Source organism: Flavobacterium cupreum, assembly GCF_003996965.1.
GTDB classification, from domain to species: Bacteria; Bacteroidota; Bacteroidia; order Flavobacteriales; family Flavobacteriaceae; genus Flavobacterium; species Flavobacterium cupreum.
The window spans coordinates 36,732-57,555 of record NZ_QWDM01000017.1 but is presented as its reverse complement, the minus strand read 5'-3'; the positions used below and the strand labels follow the sequence as shown (position 1 = coordinate 57,555).

15 protein-coding genes and 1 tRNA gene are annotated in these 20,824 nt (G+C 36.0%); 14 read left to right on the top strand and 2 right to left on the bottom strand.

Going from position 1 to position 20,824, the window contains the following annotated elements; translation table 11 throughout:
* The first annotated feature begins 25 nt into the window (after positions 1-25).
* From tuf to D0817_RS20795, 12 genes are all read left to right on the top strand, one after another.
* On the top strand, positions 26-1,213 hold the full coding sequence (gene tuf / locus D0817_RS20850) for an elongation factor Tu (protein ID WP_127340289.1): 1,188 nt from the start codon (positions 26-28) through the stop codon (positions 1,211-1,213).
* 61 nt (positions 1,214-1,274) lie between these two features.
* Positions 1,275-1,345 (top strand) — tRNA-Trp (locus D0817_RS20845).
* 18 nt (positions 1,346-1,363) lie between these two features.
* Positions 1,364-1,561, top strand: a complete 198-nt coding sequence (gene secE, locus D0817_RS20840) for a preprotein translocase subunit SecE (protein WP_041517377.1) — start codon at positions 1,364-1,366, stop codon at positions 1,559-1,561.
* A gap of 10 nt (positions 1,562-1,571) precedes the next feature.
* On the top strand, positions 1,572-2,123 hold the full coding sequence (gene nusG, locus D0817_RS20835; protein ID WP_029273444.1) for a transcription termination/antitermination protein NusG: 552 nt from the start codon (positions 1,572-1,574) through the stop codon (positions 2,121-2,123).
* Between the two features lie 68 nt (positions 2,124-2,191).
* The gene (rplK, locus tag D0817_RS20830; protein WP_007807442.1) at positions 2,192-2,629 is read left to right on the top strand and encodes a 50S ribosomal protein L11; all 438 of its coding nucleotides are present in this window, start codon (positions 2,192-2,194) and stop codon (positions 2,627-2,629) included.
* 13 nt (positions 2,630-2,642) lie between these two features.
* Positions 2,643-3,332 (top strand): 50S ribosomal protein L1, encoded by a 690-nt coding sequence (gene rplA, locus D0817_RS20825; protein ID WP_007807440.1) that lies wholly within the window; start codon positions 2,643-2,645, stop codon positions 3,330-3,332.
* A gap of 22 nt (positions 3,333-3,354) precedes the next feature.
* Entirely contained in the window at positions 3,355-3,867 is a 513-nt protein-coding gene (gene rplJ / locus D0817_RS20820; RefSeq protein ID WP_127340288.1) for a 50S ribosomal protein L10, read from the top strand.
* 87 nt (positions 3,868-3,954) lie between these two features.
* Positions 3,955-4,326: a 50S ribosomal protein L7/L12 gene (rplL, locus tag D0817_RS20815; protein WP_007807437.1), complete on the top strand. Its 372-nt coding sequence runs from the start codon at positions 3,955-3,957 to the stop codon at positions 4,324-4,326.
* A gap of 265 nt (positions 4,327-4,591) precedes the next feature.
* Positions 4,592-8,404 carry a DNA-directed RNA polymerase subunit beta gene (gene rpoB, locus D0817_RS20810; protein WP_127340345.1) on the top strand — a complete coding sequence of 1,271 codons (3,813 nt, stop codon included), beginning with the start codon at positions 4,592-4,594 and terminating at the stop codon, positions 8,402-8,404.
* 291 nt (positions 8,405-8,695) lie between these two features.
* On the top strand, positions 8,696-13,006 hold the full coding sequence (gene rpoC / locus D0817_RS20805) for a DNA-directed RNA polymerase subunit beta' (RefSeq protein WP_127340287.1): 4,311 nt from the start codon (positions 8,696-8,698) through the stop codon (positions 13,004-13,006).
* Positions 13,007-13,016: 10 nt separating this feature from the next.
* Entirely contained in the window at positions 13,017-13,328 is a 312-nt protein-coding gene (locus tag D0817_RS20800) for a DUF3467 domain-containing protein (protein ID WP_127340286.1), read from the top strand.
* A 362-nt stretch (positions 13,329-13,690) separates the two neighbouring features.
* Positions 13,691-14,428 (top strand): hypothetical protein, encoded by a 738-nt coding sequence (locus D0817_RS20795; RefSeq protein WP_127340285.1) that lies wholly within the window; start codon positions 13,691-13,693, stop codon positions 14,426-14,428.
* A gap of 86 nt (positions 14,429-14,514) precedes the next feature.
* On the opposite strand, the gene D0817_RS20790 is transcribed toward D0817_RS20795, so the two are convergent.
* A complete protein-coding gene (locus tag D0817_RS20790) occupies positions 14,515-16,104 on the bottom strand; it encodes a peptide chain release factor 3 (protein WP_127340284.1) in 1,590 nt (529 codons plus the stop codon).
* 154 nt (positions 16,105-16,258) lie between these two features.
* Positions 16,259-17,695 (bottom strand): alpha-amylase, encoded by a 1,437-nt coding sequence (locus tag D0817_RS20785; RefSeq protein ID WP_127340283.1) that lies wholly within the window; start codon positions 17,693-17,695, stop codon positions 16,259-16,261.
* 532 nt (positions 17,696-18,227) lie between these two features.
* Here D0817_RS20785 and D0817_RS20780 point away from each other — a divergent pair.
* Both D0817_RS20780 and D0817_RS20775 read left to right on the top strand, forming a co-directional pair.
* Entirely contained in the window at positions 18,228-19,661 is a 1,434-nt protein-coding gene (locus D0817_RS20780; protein ID WP_127340282.1) for a peptidylprolyl isomerase, read from the top strand.
* A gap of 76 nt (positions 19,662-19,737) precedes the next feature.
* Positions 19,738-20,691: an AAA family ATPase gene (locus D0817_RS20775; protein ID WP_127340281.1), complete on the top strand. Its 954-nt coding sequence runs from the start codon at positions 19,738-19,740 to the stop codon at positions 20,689-20,691.
* The last annotated feature ends 133 nt before the right edge of the window (positions 20,692-20,824 follow it).

Here is a 20,824-nt window from a genome sequence, read left to right as displayed (position 1 = left end):
TAACTAAGATTAAAAATTAAGTAAAATGGCAAAGGAGAATTTTAATCGTTCCAAACCGCACTTAAACATAGGTACAATTGGACACGTGGATCACGGAAAAACTACATTAACTGCAGCAATTACAAAAGTATTGTCTGACGCAGGTTACTGTCAAGCAAAATCGTTTGATCAAATCGATAACGCTCCAGAGGAGAAAGAAAGAGGTATTACTATTAATACATCACACGTAGAGTATGAAACAGCTAACCGTCACTACGCTCACGTTGACTGTCCAGGTCACGCGGATTACGTAAAGAACATGGTTACTGGTGCTGCTCAAATGGACGGAGCTATCTTAGTAGTTGCTGCTACAGATGGTCCAATGCCACAAACTCGTGAGCACATCCTTTTAGGTCGCCAGGTTGGTATTCCTAGAATGGTAGTTTTCATGAACAAAGTTGACATGGTTGATGACGCTGAGTTATTAGAGCTTGTTGAAATGGAAATCAGAGATTTATTATCTTTCTACGAATATGATGGAGATAATGGTCCTGTTGTTCAAGGTTCTGCTTTAGGAGGATTGAACAATGATCCTGCTTGGGTTCCTAAAATTATTGAATTAATGGAAGCTGTTGATGCTTGGATCGAAGAGCCAATCCGTGATACTGCAAAACCATTCTTGATGCCAGTTGAGGATGTATTTACAATTACTGGTCGTGGAACTGTTGCTACAGGTCGTATCGAAACTGGTATTGCTAATACAGGTGATGCTGTTGAAATCATTGGTATGGGAGCTGATAAATTAACTTCTACTATTACAGGAGTTGAGATGTTCCGTAAAATCCTTGATAGAGGTGAAGCTGGAGATAACGTAGGTTTATTGTTAAGAGGTGTTGATAAAGAATCTATCAAAAGAGGAATGGTTATCATTAAGCCAGGATCAGTAAAACCACACGCTACTTTCAAAGCAGAGGTTTATATCTTGAAAAAAGAAGAAGGTGGACGTCACACTCCATTCCATAATAACTACCGTCCACAGTTCTACGTACGTACAACTGACGTAACAGGAGTTATTACTTTACCAGAAGGAGTAGAGATGGTAATGCCAGGAGACAACTTGACTATCAATGTATCTTTATTAAGCCCAATCGCAATGAGCGTAGGTTTACGTTTCGCTATCCGTGAAGGTGGTAGAACTGTAGGTGCAGGTCAGGTGACTGAAATCGTAGGATAATCCTATAAAAATTATAAGAAAGCCAGTTGATTTTCATAATTGAAATCACTGGCTTTTAATTACGGGCGTAGTTCAAGGGTAGAATAGCGGTCTCCAAAACCGTTGATGGGGGTTCGAATCCCTCCGCCCGTGCAATATAAAATATATCAAATGACAAAAGTTACTAATTATTTATCAGAGGCTTTCGAAGAGTTGAAGTCAAATGTTACTTGGCCTGCTTGGGCTGAGGTTCAAAAATTGACAATTGTTGTGGCTGTATTTTCGGTTTTATTCGCCTTGGCAACATGGGGAGTAGACGAATTTTTTGCAAAAGCTTTGGCTGGATTTTTTAACTGGTTAAAAGGATAATTTTTTTGTGATGGCAGATAATAATGTGAAAAAATGGTATGTGGTTAGAGCTGTAAGCGGACAGGAAAATAAAGTCAAAGCTTATATCGAAACTGAAATTGCCAGACTAGGTATGGGTGATTATGTTTCCCAAGTTTTAGTGCCTACAGAAAAAGTAGTTACTGTAAAAGAGGGAAAGAAAATGTCTAAGGATAAAGTTTACTTCCCTGGGTATGTTATGATCGAAGCCAACTTGGTTGGTGAGATACCTCATATTATTAAGTCAATTACTAGTGTAATTGGTTTTTTAGGAGAGATCAAAGGAGGAGAACCTGTTCCGTTGAGACTTTCTGAAGTAAATCGTATGTTAGGAAAAGTAGATGAGTTAGCTGTAAATACAGATACTCGTGCTATTCCATTTAACCTGGGTGAAACTGTTAAAGTGATCGATGGTCCTTTTAACGGGTTTAATGGTACGGTTGAAAAAATCAATGAAGAAAAGCGTAAACTTGAAGTAATGGTGAAAATTTTCGGAAGAAAAACACCATTGGAATTGAGTTTTATGCAAGTTGAAAAAGTATAATTTTTGTTACATCTATAATAACCACTATAGTCGCTTCCAATGATTATGGTGTTAAATTTTTTTAAAAAATGGCTAAAGAAATTAGTAAGGTAGTTAAACTACAAGTTAAGGGAGGTGCTGCGAATCCGTCGCCACCGGTTGGACCTGCTTTAGGAGCTGCTGGGGTTAATATCATGGAGTTCTGTAAGCAGTTCAATGCTAGAACACAAGATAAACCTGGCAAAATATGCCCAGTACAAATTACTGTGTATAAAGACAAATCATTTGATTTTGTTGTTAAGACTCCTCCAGCTGCTGTCCAATTATTGGAAGCTGCAAAGCTAAAGTCTGGATCAGGTGAACCAAATCGTAAAAAAGTAGCTAGTGTTACTTGGGACGTTATCAAAGCAATTGCTGAAGATAAAATGGTAGATTTAAATGCATTCACAATCGAATCTGCAATGAGTATGATCGCCGGAACTGCTAGATCTATGGGTATAACTGTATCAGGAGATGCTCCTTTTTAATTAAGAGAAAGAAATGGCAAAATTAACAAAAAAGCAAAAAGAGGCTGCTTCAAAAATTGAAAAGAACAAACTATACTCTTTGAAAGATGCAGCTGCATTGATTAAAGTTATAGCTTCTGCAAAATTTGATGAGTCTGTTGATATCGCAGTTCGTTTGGGTGTAGATCCAAGAAAAGCGAATCAAATGGTTAGAGGTGTAGTTACATTACCTCACGGAACTGGTAAAGATGTTAAAGTATTAGCATTGGTTACTCCGGATAAAGAAGCGGAAGCTAAAGAAGCCGGAGCAGACTATGTAGGTCTTGACGATTATTTACAAAAAATTAAAGACGGTTGGACAGATGTTGATGTGATCATCACTATGCCGGCTGTTATGGGTAAATTAGGTCCATTAGGTCGTATTTTAGGACCTAGAGGTTTAATGCCAAACCCTAAAACAGGTACTGTAACTATGGATGTTGCAAAAGCTGTTGCAGAGGTTAAAGCTGGTAAAATTGACTTTAAAGTTGATAAAACTGGTATCGTACATGCAGGAATTGGTAAAGTTTCTTTTGGAGCTGAGCAAATTTATGACAATGCACACGAAATTATTCAAACATTAATCAAACTTAAACCAACTGCTGCTAAAGGTACCTACATTAAAGGTATTCACCTTACAAGCACTATGAGTCCTGCAATTGCATTGGACCCAAAAGCAGTATAATTGGTAGTTAATAATTTTTAGTATGACTAGAGAAGAAAAATCAATCGCGATTGAAGATTTAACTGCACAGTTAGCTGGTACAAATATTATTTATGTATCTGATATTTCTGGATTAAATGCAGAAACAACTTCAAGCTTAAGAAGAGCTTGCTTTAAAGCAGGTATTAAATTAGAGGTTGTAAAAAACACTTTGCTTGCAAAAGCAATGGAAGCTTCTGCTAATGACTATGGTGATTTACCTTCAGTATTGACTGGTAACAGTGCTATATTTATTTCAGATGTTGCAAATGCACCTGGAAAAATAATTAAAGATTTCAGAAAAAAATCAGCTAAACCTGTATTAAAGGGAGCTTATATTAACTCTGAAATTTATATTGGAGATGATCAATTAGATGCACTAGCAACTATTAAATCTAAAGAAGAACTTCTTGGAGAACTTATTGGATTATTACAATCTCCTGCTCAAAGAATTATTTCTGCTCTTCAAAACAAATTTGCTGGAGAAGAATCAGAAGCAGCAACTGAGGAAGCATAATATAAAAGACAGGTTGTCTTTTGTGTTACTAAATTCGCACACACAAATAAATTATAATTTTACAAATCATTTTAAACGATAGAAAAAATGGCAGATTTGAAACAATTCGCAGAACAATTAGTTAACCTAACAGTTAAAGAAGTTAACGAATTAGCAACAATATTAAAAGATGAGTATGGTATCGAGCCTGCTGCTGCAGCTGTAGTAGTTGCTGCTGGTGGTGGAGAAGGTGCTGCTGAAGAAGCACAAACTGAATTTACAGTAGTATTAAAAGAAGCTGGAGCTTCTAAATTAGCTGTTGTAAAATTAGTTAAAGAACTTACAGGTTTAGGTTTGAAAGAAGCTAAAGATGTAGTTGACGGTGCTCCAAGTAACGTTAAAGAAGGTGTTTCTAAAGAAGAGGCTGAAGGTCTTAAAAAATCATTAGAAGAAGCTGGAGCTGTAGTTGAATTAAAATAATTCAACTCGGTTTTAAGAACTAGGTTTAGGTCTTGAGTGAACGCTCAATGGCCTAAACCATTTTTCGTATAATAAAATATATCCAATTTTATTATCAAATAGTTTAAGATACGAAAAAGTTTTTTTTGATCAATACGAAGAAAAAAATTGAACTTGCTACTCTTTGTTCATTTTAAAGATGTATTGATTACAAAAAAAAAGTAGAATTAAACAATGTGTTTTTACACAAAAAATTACTTTTTTTTAATCAAAATTTTGTCCATTGATGATAACAAATCAGACTGAAAGATTGAATTTTGCCTCTACAAAAAATATTCCTGACTATCCGGATTTCTTAGATGTTCAGGTTAAATCTTTTAAAGATTTTTTTCAATTAGAAACTAAATCTGACGAAAGAGGCAACGAAGGGTTGTACAACACCTTCATGGAAAACTTTCCAATTACAGATACAAGAAATAACTTTGTATTGGAATTCCTAGATTATTTTGTTGATCCACCACGTTATACAATTCAAGAATGTATAGAGAGAGGTCTTACGTATAGTGTGCCTTTAAAAGCCAGGTTAAAACTATATTGTACTGATCCAGAACACGAAGATTTTGAAACTATTGTACAAGATGTTTACCTTGGAACAATACCTTATATGACTCCAAGCGGTACCTTTGTTATCAATGGTGCTGAGCGTGTAGTAGTATCTCAACTACACCGTTCTCCTGGGGTTTTCTTTGGTCAGTCATTCCATGCAAATGGAACAAAACTTTATTCTGCCAGAGTAATTCCTTTTAAAGGATCCTGGATAGAATTTTCTACCGATATCAACAGCGTAATGTATGCTTATATCGACAGAAAGAAAAAATTACCGGTAACAACTTTATTCCGTGCAATCGGATTCGAAAGAGACAAGGATATCCTTGAAATTTTCGACCTTGCTGAAGAAATTAAAGTTTCTAAAACAGGTATTAAAAAATATATTGGAAGAAGACTTGCTGCACGTGTATTGAACACCTGGCACGAGGATTTCGTGGATGAAGATACCGGTGAGGTAGTTTCTATCGAACGTAACGAAATCATCCTTGATCGTGATACTATTATCGACAAAGATAATGTTGAAGAAATCATCGATTCTAACGTTAAATCTATTTTGTTACATAAAGAGGATAATAATCAGGCAGATTATGCTATTATCCACAATACGTTACAAAAAGATCCAACAAACTCTGAAAAAGAAGCTGTAGAGCATATTTACCGTCAGTTGCGTAACGCTGAACCGCCTGATGAGGAAACTGCTCGTGGTATTATAGATAAATTGTTCTTCTCTGATCAACGTTATAACTTAGGTGAAGTTGGTCGTTACAGAATGAACAAAAAACTTGGTTTAGATATCCCGATGGAAAAGCAAGTGCTTACCAAAGAAGATATCATTACCATTGTAAAATATTTGATCGAATTGATCAACTCTAAAGCAGAGATTGATGATATTGATCACTTATCAAACCGTCGTGTTAGAACAGTTGGAGAACAATTGTCTCAACAATTCGGTGTTGGTTTGGCACGTATGGCAAGAACTATTCGTGAGAGAATGAACGTTAGAGATAACGAGGTGTTTACACCAATCGATTTGATTAATGCTAAAACATTATCATCGGTTATCAACTCTTTCTTTGGTACGAACCAGTTGTCTCAATTTATGGATCAAACGAATCCATTAGCTGAGATTACACACAAAAGAAGATTATCTGCACTTGGACCTGGTGGACTTTCGAGAGAGAGAGCTGGTTTCGAGGTTCGTGACGTTCACTATACACACTATGGTCGTTTATGTCCGATTGAAACTCCTGAGGGACCAAACATTGGTTTGATTTCATCTCTTGGTGTTTATGCAAAAGTTAACGGAATGGGTTTCATCGAAACTCCTTACCGTAAAGTTACAAATGGTGTAGTTGATTTAGAAAGTACTCCTATATATTTAAGTGCTGAAGAAGAAGAAGGTAAAATGATTGCTCAGGCAAACATTGAAATGGATGCTTCAGGTAAAATTACAGCGAGCAATGTTATTGCCCGTGAGGAAGGTGACTTCCCGGTTGTTGAGCCATCAGCAGTACATTATACAGACGTTGCTCCTAACCAGATTGCTTCGATTTCGGCTTCATTAATTCCTTTCCTGGAACATGATGATGCGAATAGAGCCTTGATGGGTTCTAACATGATGCGTCAGGCGGTTCCTTTGATCCGTCCGGAAGCACCAATTGTTGGTACAGGTTTAGAGCGTCAGGTAGCTTCAGATTCGAGAGTGTTGATTAATGCTGAAGGAGATGGAACTGTAGAATATGTAGATGCTAATATCATTACCATTAAATACGACCGTACTGAAGATGAAAGAATGGTTAGTTTTGATGCTGATGAGAAAACTTACAACTTAATTAAATTTAGAAAAACCAATCAGGGAACAAGTATCAACCTGAAACCAATCGTAAGAAAAGGGGACAGAGTTAGTCTTGGTCAGGTATTATCAGAAGGATATGCTACTCAAAATGGTGAATTGGCTTTAGGTAGAAACCTAAAAGTTGCGTTCATGCCATGGAAAGGGTATAACTTTGAGGATGCGATTGTAATTTCTGAAAAAGTAGTTCGTGATGATATTTTTACTTCTATCCATGTTGATGATTATTCATTAGAGGTTAGAGATACGAAGTTAGGAAATGAAGAGTTAACAAACGATATTCCTAACGTTTCTGAAGAAGCTACTAAAGATTTAGATGAAAACGGTATGATCAGAATTGGAGCAGAGGTTAAACCTGGCGACATTTTGATCGGAAAAATTACACCAAAAGGAGAATCAGATCCAACTCCTGAAGAGAAATTGCTTCGTGCAATCTTCGGGGATAAAGCTGGTGATGTAAAAGATGCTTCATTAAAAGCGTCTCCGTCTTTACACGGTGTAGTTCTTGACAAAAAATTATTTGCAAGAGCCGTAAAAGATAAACGTAAACGTACTCAGGATAAAGATGCTTTAGGCGCTTTAGAAATGGAATTCGAAACTAAATTTGTTGAATTGAAAGACAGATTGGTGGAGAAATTATTCCTGATCGTTAACGGAAAAACATCTCAGGGTGTAATGAATGATCTGGGTGAAGAAGTTTTGCCAAAAGGTAAAAAATATACTCAGAAAATGCTTTACGCAGTTGAGGATTTTGCTCACTTAAGCAAAGGTCAATGGGTTGCTGATGACGCTACAAATAAAATGGTGAATGATTTAATTCATAACTATAAAATTAAGCTGAATGACTTACAGGGATCTTTAAGAAGAGAGAAATTCACGATTACAGTTGGAGATGAATTACCATCAGGAATCCTGAAATTAGCGAAAATTTATATCGCTAAAAAACGTAAACTGAAAGTAGGGGATAAAATGGCAGGACGTCACGGTAACAAAGGTATTGTTGCAAGAATCGTTCGTCATGAGGATATGCCTTTCCTTGAAGACGGAACACCGGTAGATATCGTATTGAACCCACTTGGGGTACCTTCACGTATGAACATTGGTCAGATTTATGAAACTGTTCTTGGATGGGCCGGACAAAATTTAGGTAGAAAATTTGCTACTCCAATTTTTGATGGTGCTTCTTTAGATCAGATTAATGAATTAACTGATGAGGCTGGAGTACCACGTTTCGGACATACATACCTTTACGATGGTGGTACCGGAGAGCGTTTCCATCAGGCAGCAACTGTGGGTGTAATTTACATGCTTAAGTTAGGACACATGGTTGATGATAAGATGCACGCACGTTCTATCGGACCATACTCATTAATTACGCAACAGCCTCTTGGAGGTAAAGCGCAATTTGGAGGTCAGCGTTTTGGAGAGATGGAGGTTTGGGCACTTGAGGCTTATGGAGCATCAAGTACTCTTAGAGAAATCCTGACTGTTAAATCGGATGACGTTATTGGTAGAGCTAAAACTTACGAAGCTATCGTTAAGGGAGAGTCTATGCCGGAACCAGGTTTACCGGAATCATTTAATGTATTGATGCACGAATTGAAAGGTCTTGGACTAGATATTCGTTTAGAAGAATAAAAAAAGTTTTCAGTTACAGTCTCAGTATTCAGTTCATTCTGAAAGCTGAGACTAAAGCTGTTTACAAGAATTAAAGTTTTTAGGATTTATACCCGTCACCCGTTCCGATTTTTTATGTAAACGAAAGTTTTATAATTAGCACTTCAGAATCAGTCTGAAGTTTAGAGAAGTAATCCGAGGTAGTGTTTTGAATGCCGTAAGCCTTAAGCACATGCGTAAAGTTTAAAGCCTAATGCATATAGCTTCAAAAAAAATCAATTTTTAATTGCAAATAAATCAATAGTAAAAACTATGATGAATAATAGAAATAATAATAAAGATAAGAATCCGGTAAAAAGATTTAACAAAATCTCTATTGGATTAGCTTCACCTGAATCTATCTTGAAAGAGTCAAGAGGAGAGGTTTTAAAGCCGGAAACAATCAACTACAGAACACACAAACCTGAAAGAGACGGACTTTTCTGCGAAAGAATCTTCGGACCTGTTAAGGATTTTGAATGTGCTTGTGGTAAATATAAAAGAATTCGTTACAAAGGGATCATCTGTGACCGTTGTGGTGTTGAAGTTACAGAGAAAAAAGTACGTAGAGACAGAGTAGGACACATCAACCTTGTTGTGCCAATTGCTCATATCTGGTATTTCCGTTCTCTTCCAAACAAAATTGGTTATATCCTTGGTCTTCCGTCTAAGAAATTAGATATGATCATTTACTACGAAAGATATGTAGTAATTCAGGCTGGTATCGCTAAAAATGCAGATGGAGAATCATTGCAAAGATTAGATTTCTTAACTGAAGAAGAATATTTGAATATTTTAGATACGCTTCCACAGGAAAACCAATATTTAGATGATTTTGATCCAAATAAATTTGTTGCCAAAATGGGAGCAGAATGTATTATGGATTTATTAGCACGTATTGACTTAGATGAGTTATCTTACCAACTTAGACACAGCGCTAATAACGAAACTTCTAAACAACGTAAAACTGAAGCTTTAAAAAGATTACAGGTTGTTGAGTCTTTCCGTGAGTCTAACTTAAACCGCGAAAATCGTCCGGAATGGATGATTATGAAAGTGGTTCCTGTTATCCCGCCGGAATTACGTCCGCTTGTGCCTCTTGATGGAGGTCGTTTTGCAACTTCAGATTTAAATGACTTATACCGTCGTGTAATCATCCGTAACAACCGTTTGAAAAGATTAATGGAGATTAAGGCTCCTGAAGTTATCTTAAGAAACGAAAAACGTATGTTACAGGAATCTGTAGATTCATTATTTGATAACACTCGTAAAGCTTCTGCTGTTAAAACAGAATCTAACAGACCATTAAAATCATTATCTGATTCCTTAAAAGGTAAGCAAGGACGTTTCCGTCAAAACTTACTTGGAAAACGTGTGGATTATTCTGCCCGTTCGGTAATTGTTGTTGGTCCTGAATTAAAATTATTCGAATGTGGATTGCCAAAAGATATGGCATCTGAATTATACAAACCTTTCGTTATCCGTAAATTGATTGAAAGAGGTATTGTTAAAACAGTAAAATCTGCTAAGAAAATTATAGACAAAAAAGAGCCTGTAGTTTGGGATATCCTTGAAAATGTAATTAAAGGTCACCCGGTATTACTTAACCGTGCTCCTACGTTACACAGACTTGGTATTCAAGCTTTTCAACCAAAATTAATTGAAGGAAAAGCAATCCAATTGCACCCATTAGTATGTACGGCTTTCAACGCCGATTTTGATGGGGATCAGATGGCAGTTCACTTGCCATTAGGACCAGAAGCTATTTTAGAGGCACAATTGTTAATGTTGGCTTCTCATAACATCCTGAATCCTGCAAATGGTGCTCCAATTACTGTACCTTCTCAGGATATGGTCTTGGGTCTGTATTATATGACCAAAGAACGTATCTCGACTCCAGAACATGTAATTTTAGGTCAGGACTTAACTTTCTATTCTGCTGAAGAAGTAAACATTGCATTAAACGAAGGAAGATTAGAATTGAATGCTCGTGTAAGAATCAGAGCAAAAGATTTTAATGACGCCGGAGAATTAGTATACAAAATTATCCAGACAACTGCAGGACGTGTATTATTTAACGAAGTAGTACCTGAAAAAGCAGGATATATCAATGATGTATTGACTAAGAAAAACCTTAGAGATATTATCGGACACATTTTAAGTGTGACTGATGTACCTACAACGGCAGCTTTCCTGGACAATATGAAAGACATGGGGTATAAATTTGCCTTTAGAGGAGGTTTATCATTCTCTCTTGGGGATATTAGAATTCCGGAACAAAAAACAAAATTAATTGCAGATGCCAGAGAGCAAGTTGAAGGTATTTCTGTGAATTATAACATGGGTCTTATTACCAATAACGAACGTTACAACCAGGTTATTGACGTATGGACTTCAGCAAATGCTCAGTTGACAGAATTAGCAATGAAAAATATTAGAGAAGACCAGCAAGGTTTCAACTCTGTATATATGATGCTTGACTCTGGGGCGCGGGGTTCTAAGGAACAGATTCGTCAGTTAACTGGTATGCGTGGTTTGATGGCTAAGCCTAAAAAATCTACTGCTGGTGGTGGTGAGATTATTGAAAACCCGATTCTTTCTAACTTTAAGGAAGGACTTTCGATCCTTGAGTACTTCATTTCTACTCACGGTGCTCGTAAAGGACTTGCGGATACGGCCCTTAAAACTGCCGATGCCGGGTACTTGACAAGAAGACTTCATGACGTTTCACAAGATGTTATTGTTAACATTGAAGATTGTGGAACTTTAAGAGGTGTCGAAGTATCTGCTTTGAAGAAAAATGAGGAAATTGTTGAATCTTTAGGAGAAAGAATTTTAGGACGTGTTGCATTGCAGGATGTTATAAATCCTCTTACGAATGAAGTAATGGCTCAGTCAGGTCAACAAATTACCGAAGCAATCATGAGAGCTATTGAAGCTTCTCCGATTGAAAGAGTAGAGGTTAGATCTCCATTAACTTGTGAAGCTTTAAAAGGTATCTGTGCTAAATGTTACGGTAGAAATTTAGCTACCGGAAAAATGACACAAAGAGGTGAAGCAGTAGGAGTTATTGCAGCTCAGTCTATTGGAGAGCCAGGTACACAGTTAACACTTCGTACGTTCCACGTTGGAGGGGTTGCTGGAGGTATTTCTGAAGAATCTAGTATTGTTACAAGATTCAACGGTAGACTTGAGATTGAAGATTTAAAAACGGTTAAAGGTGAGGATAGTGAAGGTAATGCGACTGATATCGTAGTATCACGTTCAACTGAATTAAAATTAGTTGATGAGAAAACCGGAATCGTTTTAAATACACATAACATTCCTTACGGATCCAGTATTTTCGTTAAGGATGGTGAAGTAGTTACTAAAGGATCTGTGATCTGTAAGTGGGATCCATATAATGGTGTAATTGTTTCTGAATTTACTGGTAAGATTGCTTACGAGGATTTAGAGCAGGGACAATCGTTCATGGTGGAAATCGATGAGCAGACAGGATTCCAGGAAAAAGTAATTTCTGAGGCCAGAAATAAAAAATTAATTCCAACTTTATTGGTTTACGGTAAAGAAGGTGAATTGATTCGTTCGTATAACTTACCAGTAGGAGCCCACCTTATGGTTGAGAACGGTGAGAAAATTAAAGCAGGTAAAGTATTGGTGAAAATTCCACGTCGTTCTTCTAAAGCAGGGGATATTACAGGAGGTTTACCAAGAATTACTGAGTTGCTTGAGGCTCGTAACCCTTCAAACCCGGCGGTTGTTTCTGAAATTGACGGTGTTGTTTCTTTTGGAAAAATCAAAAGAGGTAACCGTGAAATTGTTATCGAATCTAAATTTGGTGAGATTAAAAAGTATTTAGTTAAACTTTCAAGCCAGATCTTAGTACAGGAAAATGACTTCGTAAGAGCAGGAGTACCATTGTCTGACGGTGCAATTACACCGGACGACATCTTAAGAATTCAGGGACCAGCTGCTGTTCAACAGTATTTGGTAAATGAAATTCAGGAGGTATACCGTTTACAAGGGGTAAAAATTAATGACAAGCACTTTGAGGTAGTTATTCGTCAAATGATGCGTAAAGTAAGAGTTCAGGATCCGGGAGATACATTATTCCTGGAAGATCAATTAATTCACACTAAAGACTTTATCGTTCAAAACGATAAATTGTATGGTATGAAAGTAGTTGAAGATGCCGGAGATTCTGCTGTATTGAAACCAGGTCAGATTATTACACCTCGTGATTTACGTGATGAAAACTCATTGCTGAAACGAAATGATAAAAATCTGGTTGTAGCCAGAGACGTAATTACTGCAACAGCAACACCAGTTCTGCAAGGTATTACAAGAGCTTCGCTACAAACTAAATCATTCATCTCTGCTGCTTCCTTCCAGGAAACAACAAAAGTACTTAACGAGGCTGCTGTAGCTGGTAAAGTAGATGATTTAGAAGGATTAAAAGAAAATGTAATTGTTGGACACAGAATTCCTGCGGGAACTGGTATGAGAGAATACGATAACACTATCGTAGGATCTAAAGACGATTACAACGAAATGATGGCTAATAAAGAAGAATACATTTATTAATTAGGAAACTATGAGTAATCCGAAACAACAACAAGAGCAGATTAATATTGAGTTAGATGAAACTATTGCAGAAGGAATTTATTCCAATCTTGCAATTATCAATCACTCCTCATCAGAGTTTGTTTTAGATTTTGTGAGCATTATGCCGGGTATTCCTAAAGCCAAGGTAAAGTCAAGAATTGTCCTGACACCACAACATGCTAAAAGATTATTTAAGGCAATAGGTGAAAACATTCATCGTTTTGAAGTAGCCCATGGCGAGATCAAAGACACTGAACAAGCGCCAATACCACTTAATTTTGGTCCGACAGGACAAGCATAAATTTTAAAAGCCCCGGAGACGGGGCTTTTTTTATGCAAAAAACTGAAATGTAGATTAAAGTGCAGTTTGCCTGATTTTATATACTTTCGTCGACTAAATTTCTTTCGCCGTTCGTATTGTTCTAATTTTGCATTTCCTAATCGAAAGATTTAGTTTTAGAATATAATGACTTAGTAAAGGTTGATTAATTCACATTAAAAAAAAGCGCTAATTATGTAGATTAGCGCTTTTTTTATGCCTAAAAATCAAGTTGTTAAATTGAATCGTAAATATTTTTATTTTCTTCCCAACCTTTTTGAGAAAAATTTACTCTATATAAGTAAGAACCTTTCCGAAGGATTTTAACTTAAATAAAGTATACTATGAAAAAGAAATTCACCTTAGAAATAGAAAGCCCCTGTTCTGAAAATTTTGATGCAATGATTCCAAATTCAGGTGGTTCATTTTGTAGTTCCTGTGCGAAAAATGTAATCGATCTGAGTAGAAAAACAAATTCAGAAGTTGCTAAATTCATTGCGGAGACGAAAGATCAAAATATTTGCGCCCGACTAAAAGTAACACAATTACAGGAAGAGTTTCAGTATACTGAAACTTCCAGAATCAATAATTTTAAATATGCAGCCGTGGCAGCATCTGTTTTGATAACATCAACTCTTGCTGCACAAGAAAAAACACCGGTTAAAACGGAGATAAGCTCTGTAAGACCCGTTAGCTATAAGTTAGGGAAGGTAGCTTATAGTCATGCTGCCGAAAAAGAGATTTTAATTACCATAAAAGGCAGATTACTGGAAACCAAAACGAATAAACCATTGAATAGTGCAGCCTATCCGAATCTGGAACTTACCATAAACGATTCGGGAAATCGCGTAAAAATAAACCCTGAAACAGGGGATTTTTCTATAATGGTTCCGGTTTTAGAAAACAGCAAAACATTTATCGTTACTATTACAGGAAACGATTATTATCTTTCAAAGGAAATTCCTTTCACCAAAAGAGCAGTTAAAGGCGCTATACTACAGCAAAATATAAGTATTGCAGCAGAAGAACTTACTAAAATTTATATGGCCGGCGGATTAGGAATTAATTATACAGGTAAGTAACGAGCGAAGTTTTAAATTTATTATAGAAAAAAGGCTGTTTAAAATCTTTTAAACAGCCTTTTTGTATTTTTCTTCCAGAGAAGGAATTAATCAAATTCAGAGGTAAAAAATAATTTTACGCTCGGATATTTATTTTGCGTCATTTGAATGGTAAAATCAGAATCGGCTAAAAATACCAGCTGATTATATTTATCATGCGCTAAGAATTTTTGTTTGATACGTTTGAATTCTTTGAATTCATCATTTTTTGCATCATCTGGTTTTACCCAGCATGCCTTATGAACCGGAAAGTTTTCGTACGTACATTTTGCACCATATTCGTGCTCTAAACGATATTGAATTACCTCATACTGAAGCGCTCCAACAGTTCCGATTACTTTACGATTGTTCATTTCCAGCGTAAATAACTGTGCCACACCTTCATCCATTAACTGATCTACCCCTTTGTCCAATTGCTTGGCTTTCATTGGATCTGCATTGTTGATGTATCTGAAGTGTTCCGGAGAGAAACTCGGAATTCCTTTGAAACTCATGATTTCCCCTTCCGTTAAAGTATCTCCGATTTTGAAATTTCCGGTATCGTGTAAACCTACAATATCACCAGGATAGGAAATGTCTACAATTTCTTTTTTCTCTGCGAAGAAAGCATTCGGACTTGAGAATTTTAAATTTTTCTTCTGGCGAACGTGGTAATACGGTTTGTTTCTTTCGAAAGTTCCCGAAACAATTTTGATAAAGGCTAAACGGTCTCTGTGTTTTGGGTCCATATTCGCATGGATTTTAAACACAAAACCAGTCATTTTTTCTTCCTTAGGATCCACTAATCGTGTTTCAGAATCTTTTGCTCTTGGTGAAGGTGCGATGACAACGAAACAGTCCAAAAGCTCACGAACTCCGAAGTTATTTAAAGCAGAACCAAAAAATACAGGCTGAATTTTTCCGTCCAAATAATCCTGACGTTCAAATTTAGGATACACTTCATCAATTAATTCCAATTCTTCACGAAGCCTGTCAGCAGGTTTCTGACCGATTATTTTTTCTAATTCCGGATTTTGAACATCTGAAAAAGCAATAGTTTCCTCGATGTTTTTACGGCTGTCTCCACTAAAAAGATTAATGTTTTGCTCCCATAAATTGTAAATTCCCTGAAAGTCGTAACCCATTCCGATCGGGAAACTCAAAGGAGTCACCGTCAGTCCAAGTTTTTGTTCCACTTCATCCATTAAGTCAAAAGCGTCTTTACCTTCACGGTCTAATTTATTGATAAAAACAATCATGGGAATGTTTCTCATTCTGCAAACGGCAACCAGTTTTTCAGTTTGTTCCTCAACCCCTTTTGCCACGTCAATCACAACAATTACACTGTCAACAGCAGTTAAAGTCCTAAAAGTATCTTCAGCAAAATCCTTGTGTCCCGGAGTATCAAGAATATTGATTTTTTTGTCTTTATAATTAAAAGCAAGAACAGAGGTTGAAACCGAGATACCTCTCTGGCGTTCTATTTCCATAAAATCACTCGTTGCTCCCTTTTTTATTTTGTTGTTTTTTACGGCACCGGCTTCCTGAATAGCACCTCCAAACAACAATAATTTTTCGGTTAATGTTGTTTTACCGGCATCAGGATGCGATATAATTCCAAATGTTCTTCTGCGTTGTATTTCTTTTAAAAAACTCATATTTTCGTATAAATAGGATGCAAAAGTACTATTAATTAAGTGGTAATAAAAATATTCACTTCCTAATTTGGAAGACTTTCTTTTATAAAAAGAAAATTCTGAGCACAAAAAAAGGCTGTTTTTTTAGAACAGCCTTTAGAATAGTCATTTTAAATTACTGATTAATTGACCAAACTGAATATCCTTTTGGAGGACATTGTATTTTTACCCATTTATCGGCCTGTGTAGTCGGGTACCAGGTCGAATTTCCTGTAAAATCTTTGATTTGGGTATTCGCCCAATTGGTTTGCACCCATCTTTCCTGCCATGTAGTAGAGTTGTTAATGTACACCACTAATCCTGGATTTCCATTATAGCCGTTTCTTCGGGCCACGTACTCGTCATTATCGGAGTACAAAATCGAAGATGTTCCGGTAGCTTTGTTATTGTGGATCCAGATCAGGTTATTTAATTTGTTTTTATCCAGCCATTCCTCGTAATCTCTGTAGAATATTGTCGGATATCCTTCATGTGTTAATATATAGGAATAGGCTAATAATTTGTTTGAAATCTCATCTGTATCATGATTGCTGACAAAAGTCACCGCTTTGTATGGATTTCTTTTCCACATCATGTCGTCGTTTAAAAGCGCAAGATTATTTCCGTCAAAAGCGTCATTCATTTTATAATAGCACGCAAAATCAAATACAGAACTGTTAGCGTTGTTTGCCCACCATTCCAGTGTATTTACGTTTGCATCCCAATATTCTCCAACAGAAAATCCACCTACATTGGCATTCCATGAATTAACAACCCACGGAGCAAATCCTTTTACATAGTCAAATCTCCAGCCATCGAATTTCATGGTATTTTTATAATATTTACCCACTCCGTCGGTTCTGAGCCACAACCAATTTTGAACATTTGGGGCGGCGTGGCATAAATCTGGAAAGCCTCCGAAAGCACCTTCATCATTATTACCATAACTATTTTTGTAAAAGTCGTTATAATTGCGGGGGAATTTTCCTGACGCGATTCCTGTAAAATTAGTCCATGTACTTGTTCCGGTAAAAGGATTAGCTTCAGACTGACCTCCGCTATTGTGATTAATTACAATATCGGCATATACTTTCAGGTTTTGGGCATGTGCATTTGTAATTAAACTCACTAATTCAGTTTTTGATCCAAATCGGGTTTCTGTAGAACCATTTTGATTGTAATCTCCAAAATCGAAATAATCAGTAGGATCATATCCCATAGAGAAAGCCCCGTTTTGAGCTTTAGAAGCCGGAGGCAGCCAAATAGACCCAATTCCTGCATTTCCCCAGGCTGTTACTTTGCTGCTTACCGTATTCCACCAGGTTCCACCTGCAGGAACATCCCAGTAAAAGGCCTGCATCATTACGCCGCCTCCGGGATTATCAACGTATTTTCCGGTCAGTGATGCTTTTGAATCTCCCGTACTAAAAGGCTTTCCGTCGTGAGTGACATTGATGATTTTAAATTGCTGACTTTCAGCTTTTGCGTCTGTTTCATTTATTTCATTTGGGGAACAAGAGCAAAAAATAGCTGTGATCGCCAACATGAAATAAATCGTGGTTGATTTTTTCATAATAAGATTTGGTTAAGGTTAGTAAAGTTGTAATTATCGTTTATTGCCAGCAAAATAGAAAAATTCGTAATTTTAAAGCCAATAAATTATTGATTACGCATCTAAAGTATGTGTTTTTTGCTTAGATCTTATTTATAAGAAAATATTTATATCACGAAAACGTTGTAGTGTTGAAAACTTTTTTTTATTCGCCTGTAAAAGAAGTAGTTTGCCTTTTGTTTGAGAATAGTGAACTTAAATACAATAAGCATTTAATTTTTTTAATTTTTCATGTCTCTTTTGAACGTTTTAATCTTCAAAAACAGCACTTTATTTGTTGGATTTAAGAACTATCATATAATTTTTTGTTAATAGTATAGCCGATAGTTGTATTATGTAATTGAATTGTTATTTTTGTTCGTTATAAGTCAAAAGAAACCAGGTCTTAATTATTTAGTATTTCCTGAAAATTCAGGTGATTTGCTGAATTACTATTTGGTTGAAAAAATAAAATTTTAAGCAAGACCTTTACATTAAAATTAAAATTAAAATAATGTTATTAAAAAAATTACAGCTAAAAACAATTGATTACAGATTTGGGCTAACAATGTGTTTTTTACTTTTTTTCAACTCTGTCATTTCTGCACAGGAAATAATTAAAGATGTTGTGGCTGAAAAACCAGCTGAAGCAGTACATTCAGGACAAAGACAAAAAGTGGATGGAATTATTGCTACTGTTGGAGACTATATTGTTTTAGACTCAGATATTGATAAGGGTTTTTTGGAAATTACGGCTCAGGGAGGTTCTGTAAAAGATATTACAAGATGTCAGATGCTTGGTAAACTTCTGGAAGACAAACTATACGCACATCAGGCTATTCAGGATAGTATTATCGTGAGTGATGCCGAAGTAAGAACAATGATGGAAGATCGTCTGAATTATATGCTTCAGCAAGTAGGTGATATTAATAAAGTAGTAGCCTATTATAAGAAAAATTCCGTTGAAGAATTCAAAACTTACTTTTCAGATATCTTAAAAGAACAAAAATTAGCCTCAGAAATGAGAGATAAAATTGTGAAAGATGTAGAGATTACGCCGGAAGAGGTTCGTAATTTTTTTAAGAAAATACCAAAAGAGGAATTGCCAACTTTTGGAGCTGAGATGGAAGTAGCACAAATTGTTATTGAACCTAAAGTTTCAAAAGAAGACAAACAGAAAGTTATTGACCGCTTAAATGCAATTAGAAAAGACGTTTTAGAAGGTTCAAGTTTTGCTACCAAAGCCGTTTTATATTCACTCGATCCGGGATCTGCACCAAACGGTGGATTTTATAAAATGACCAGAAAAACTCCTTTTGTAAAGGAATTTAAAGATGTAGCTTTCAGTTTGCAGGAGGGAGAAATCTCTGAGCCGTTTGAAACTACTTTTGGGTATCATATTATAATGGTCGATAAAATTAAGGGGCAGGAAGTAGAATTGAGACATATTTTAATTTCTCCAACGGTTTCTGAAGACGCTTTGAAAGAAGCAAAAGAGAGAATCATCAATATCAGAAATAAGATTGTAAGCAAAGAAATTTCTTTTGCTGATGCCGCAAGAACTGAATCAGATGAAAAAGAAACCAGAGCAAACGGAGGAACTTTAGTAAATCCTAATACACAGGACACTCGTTTCGAATTGACCAAAATGGATCCTACCTTATACAGCCAGGTTTCTAACCTGAAAGATGACGAAGTGTCTCAGCCTCTTTTAAATACAGATGATAAAGGTAAAAAAACATACAAGTTAATTACGGTTACCAATAGAATAGATGATCACGTAGCCGACTATGCTAAGGATTATACCAAGATTAAAGAATTGGCATTAAAAGAAAAACAAATCAATGCCATTGCAAAATGGTTTGATACAAAAATAAAAGATACTTATATCAAAATTATTGGTGAATACAGAGATTGTTCTTTTGCTAATAACTGGTTAAAAAAATAATTTTTATTAAATAAAGAAAAGAGTTAGTTTTATGGATTCATAGAACTAACTCTTTTTAATTTTAAAACATACTTAAATGTCTGATGTAACAGCAATTCACAATTTAGTTCAGAAAAGAAATGAATTAAAAACAGAAATAGCGAAAATTATTGTAGGCCAGGATGAAGTTATTGATCAGATTCTGATCTGTATTTTTTCCGGCGGACATGCACTTTTAATTGGTGTGCCGGGACTAGCAAAAACATTATTAATTAATACCTTGTCACAGGCTTTAGGGTTAGATTTTAAAAGGATTCAGTTTACGCCCGATTTAATGCCTTCGGATATTTTGGGAAGTGAAATTCTTGATGAAAACAGAAAGTTCAAATTTATAAAAGGGCCAATTTTCTCTAATATCATTCTGGCCGATGAGATCAACAGAACACCGCCTAAAACGCAGGCCGCTTTACTGGAGGCCATGCAGGAACGTTCAGTAACCATCGCAGGTGAAAACCATAAATTAGATTTGCCTTATTTTGTACTGGCAACCCAGAACCCTATTGAGCAGGAAGGAACATACCCGTTGCCTGAAGCGCAGCTGGATCGTTTTATGTTTGCCATAAAATTAGAGTACCCAAGTTTTGAAGAAGAAGTGCAGGTTGTAAAACGTACGACATCCGACGTTAAGACAAATATAAATCCTTTGTTCTCGGGTCAGGAGATTATTGATTTCCAACATTTGATCCGCAGAATTCCTGTGGCGGACAATGTTATTGAGTATGCGGTAACCTTGGTTAGCAAAACAAGGCCGGATAATGCTTTGACTACTGATTTTGTCAAAAATTATCTGGATTGGGGAGCAGGACCAAGAGCTTCTCAAAATCTGATTTTAGCAGCAAAAGCGCATGCGGCTTTTAATGGTAAGTTTTCTCCGGATATTGAAGACGTAAAAGCAGTTGCAACCGGAATTCTGCGTCACAGAATTATTAAAAATTATAAAGCAGATGCTGAGGGAATAACGGAAGAGATTATTATCCAGAAGCTAATGTAAATAATAAGTAAAATTTTAAAGAAAGCCTGACAATTTAATGTCAGGCTTTCTTGTTTTAGTTACTATAGATGTTGTAAAATTACCTTTAATAAAAGCTTCATAATTCTATTTCAAAAAGTATCAGGAAAGCGAT

What these genes read in the sequence shown, in the direction of transcription:
- rplK (WP_007807442.1), top strand. Translation starts at nt 2,192, where the DNA reads ATGGCTAAAGAAATTAGTAAGGTAGTTAAACTACAAGTTAAGGGAGGT.
- rplA (WP_007807440.1), top strand. Translation starts at nt 2,643, where the DNA reads ATGGCAAAATTAACAAAAAAGCAAAAAGAGGCTGCTTCAAAAATTGAA.
- rplJ (WP_127340288.1), top strand. Translation starts at nt 3,355, where the DNA reads ATGACTAGAGAAGAAAAATCAATCGCGATTGAAGATTTAACTGCACAG.
- D0817_RS20775 (WP_127340281.1), top strand. Translation starts at nt 19,738, where the DNA reads ATGTCTGATGTAACAGCAATTCACAATTTAGTTCAGAAAAGAAATGAA.
- rpoC (WP_127340287.1), top strand. Translation starts at nt 8,696, where the DNA reads ATGATGAATAATAGAAATAATAATAAAGATAAGAATCCGGTAAAAAGA.
- rpoB (WP_127340345.1), top strand. Translation starts at nt 4,592, where the DNA reads ATGATAACAAATCAGACTGAAAGATTGAATTTTGCCTCTACAAAAAAT.
- D0817_RS20800 (WP_127340286.1), top strand. Translation starts at nt 13,017, where the DNA reads ATGAGTAATCCGAAACAACAACAAGAGCAGATTAATATTGAGTTAGAT.
- D0817_RS20790 (WP_127340284.1), bottom strand. Translation starts at nt 16,104, where the DNA reads ATGAGTTTTTTAAAAGAAATACAACGCAGAAGAACATTTGGAATTATA.
- tuf (WP_127340289.1), top strand. Translation starts at nt 26, where the DNA reads ATGGCAAAGGAGAATTTTAATCGTTCCAAACCGCACTTAAACATAGGT.
- secE (WP_041517377.1), top strand. Translation starts at nt 1,364, where the DNA reads ATGACAAAAGTTACTAATTATTTATCAGAGGCTTTCGAAGAGTTGAAG.
- nusG (WP_029273444.1), top strand. Translation starts at nt 1,572, where the DNA reads ATGGCAGATAATAATGTGAAAAAATGGTATGTGGTTAGAGCTGTAAGC.
- rplL (WP_007807437.1), top strand. Translation starts at nt 3,955, where the DNA reads ATGGCAGATTTGAAACAATTCGCAGAACAATTAGTTAACCTAACAGTT.
- D0817_RS20795 (WP_127340285.1), top strand. Translation starts at nt 13,691, where the DNA reads ATGAAAAAGAAATTCACCTTAGAAATAGAAAGCCCCTGTTCTGAAAAT.
- D0817_RS20780 (WP_127340282.1), top strand. Translation starts at nt 18,228, where the DNA reads ATGTTATTAAAAAAATTACAGCTAAAAACAATTGATTACAGATTTGGG.
- D0817_RS20785 (WP_127340283.1), bottom strand. Translation starts at nt 17,695, where the DNA reads ATGAAAAAATCAACCACGATTTATTTCATGTTGGCGATCACAGCTATT.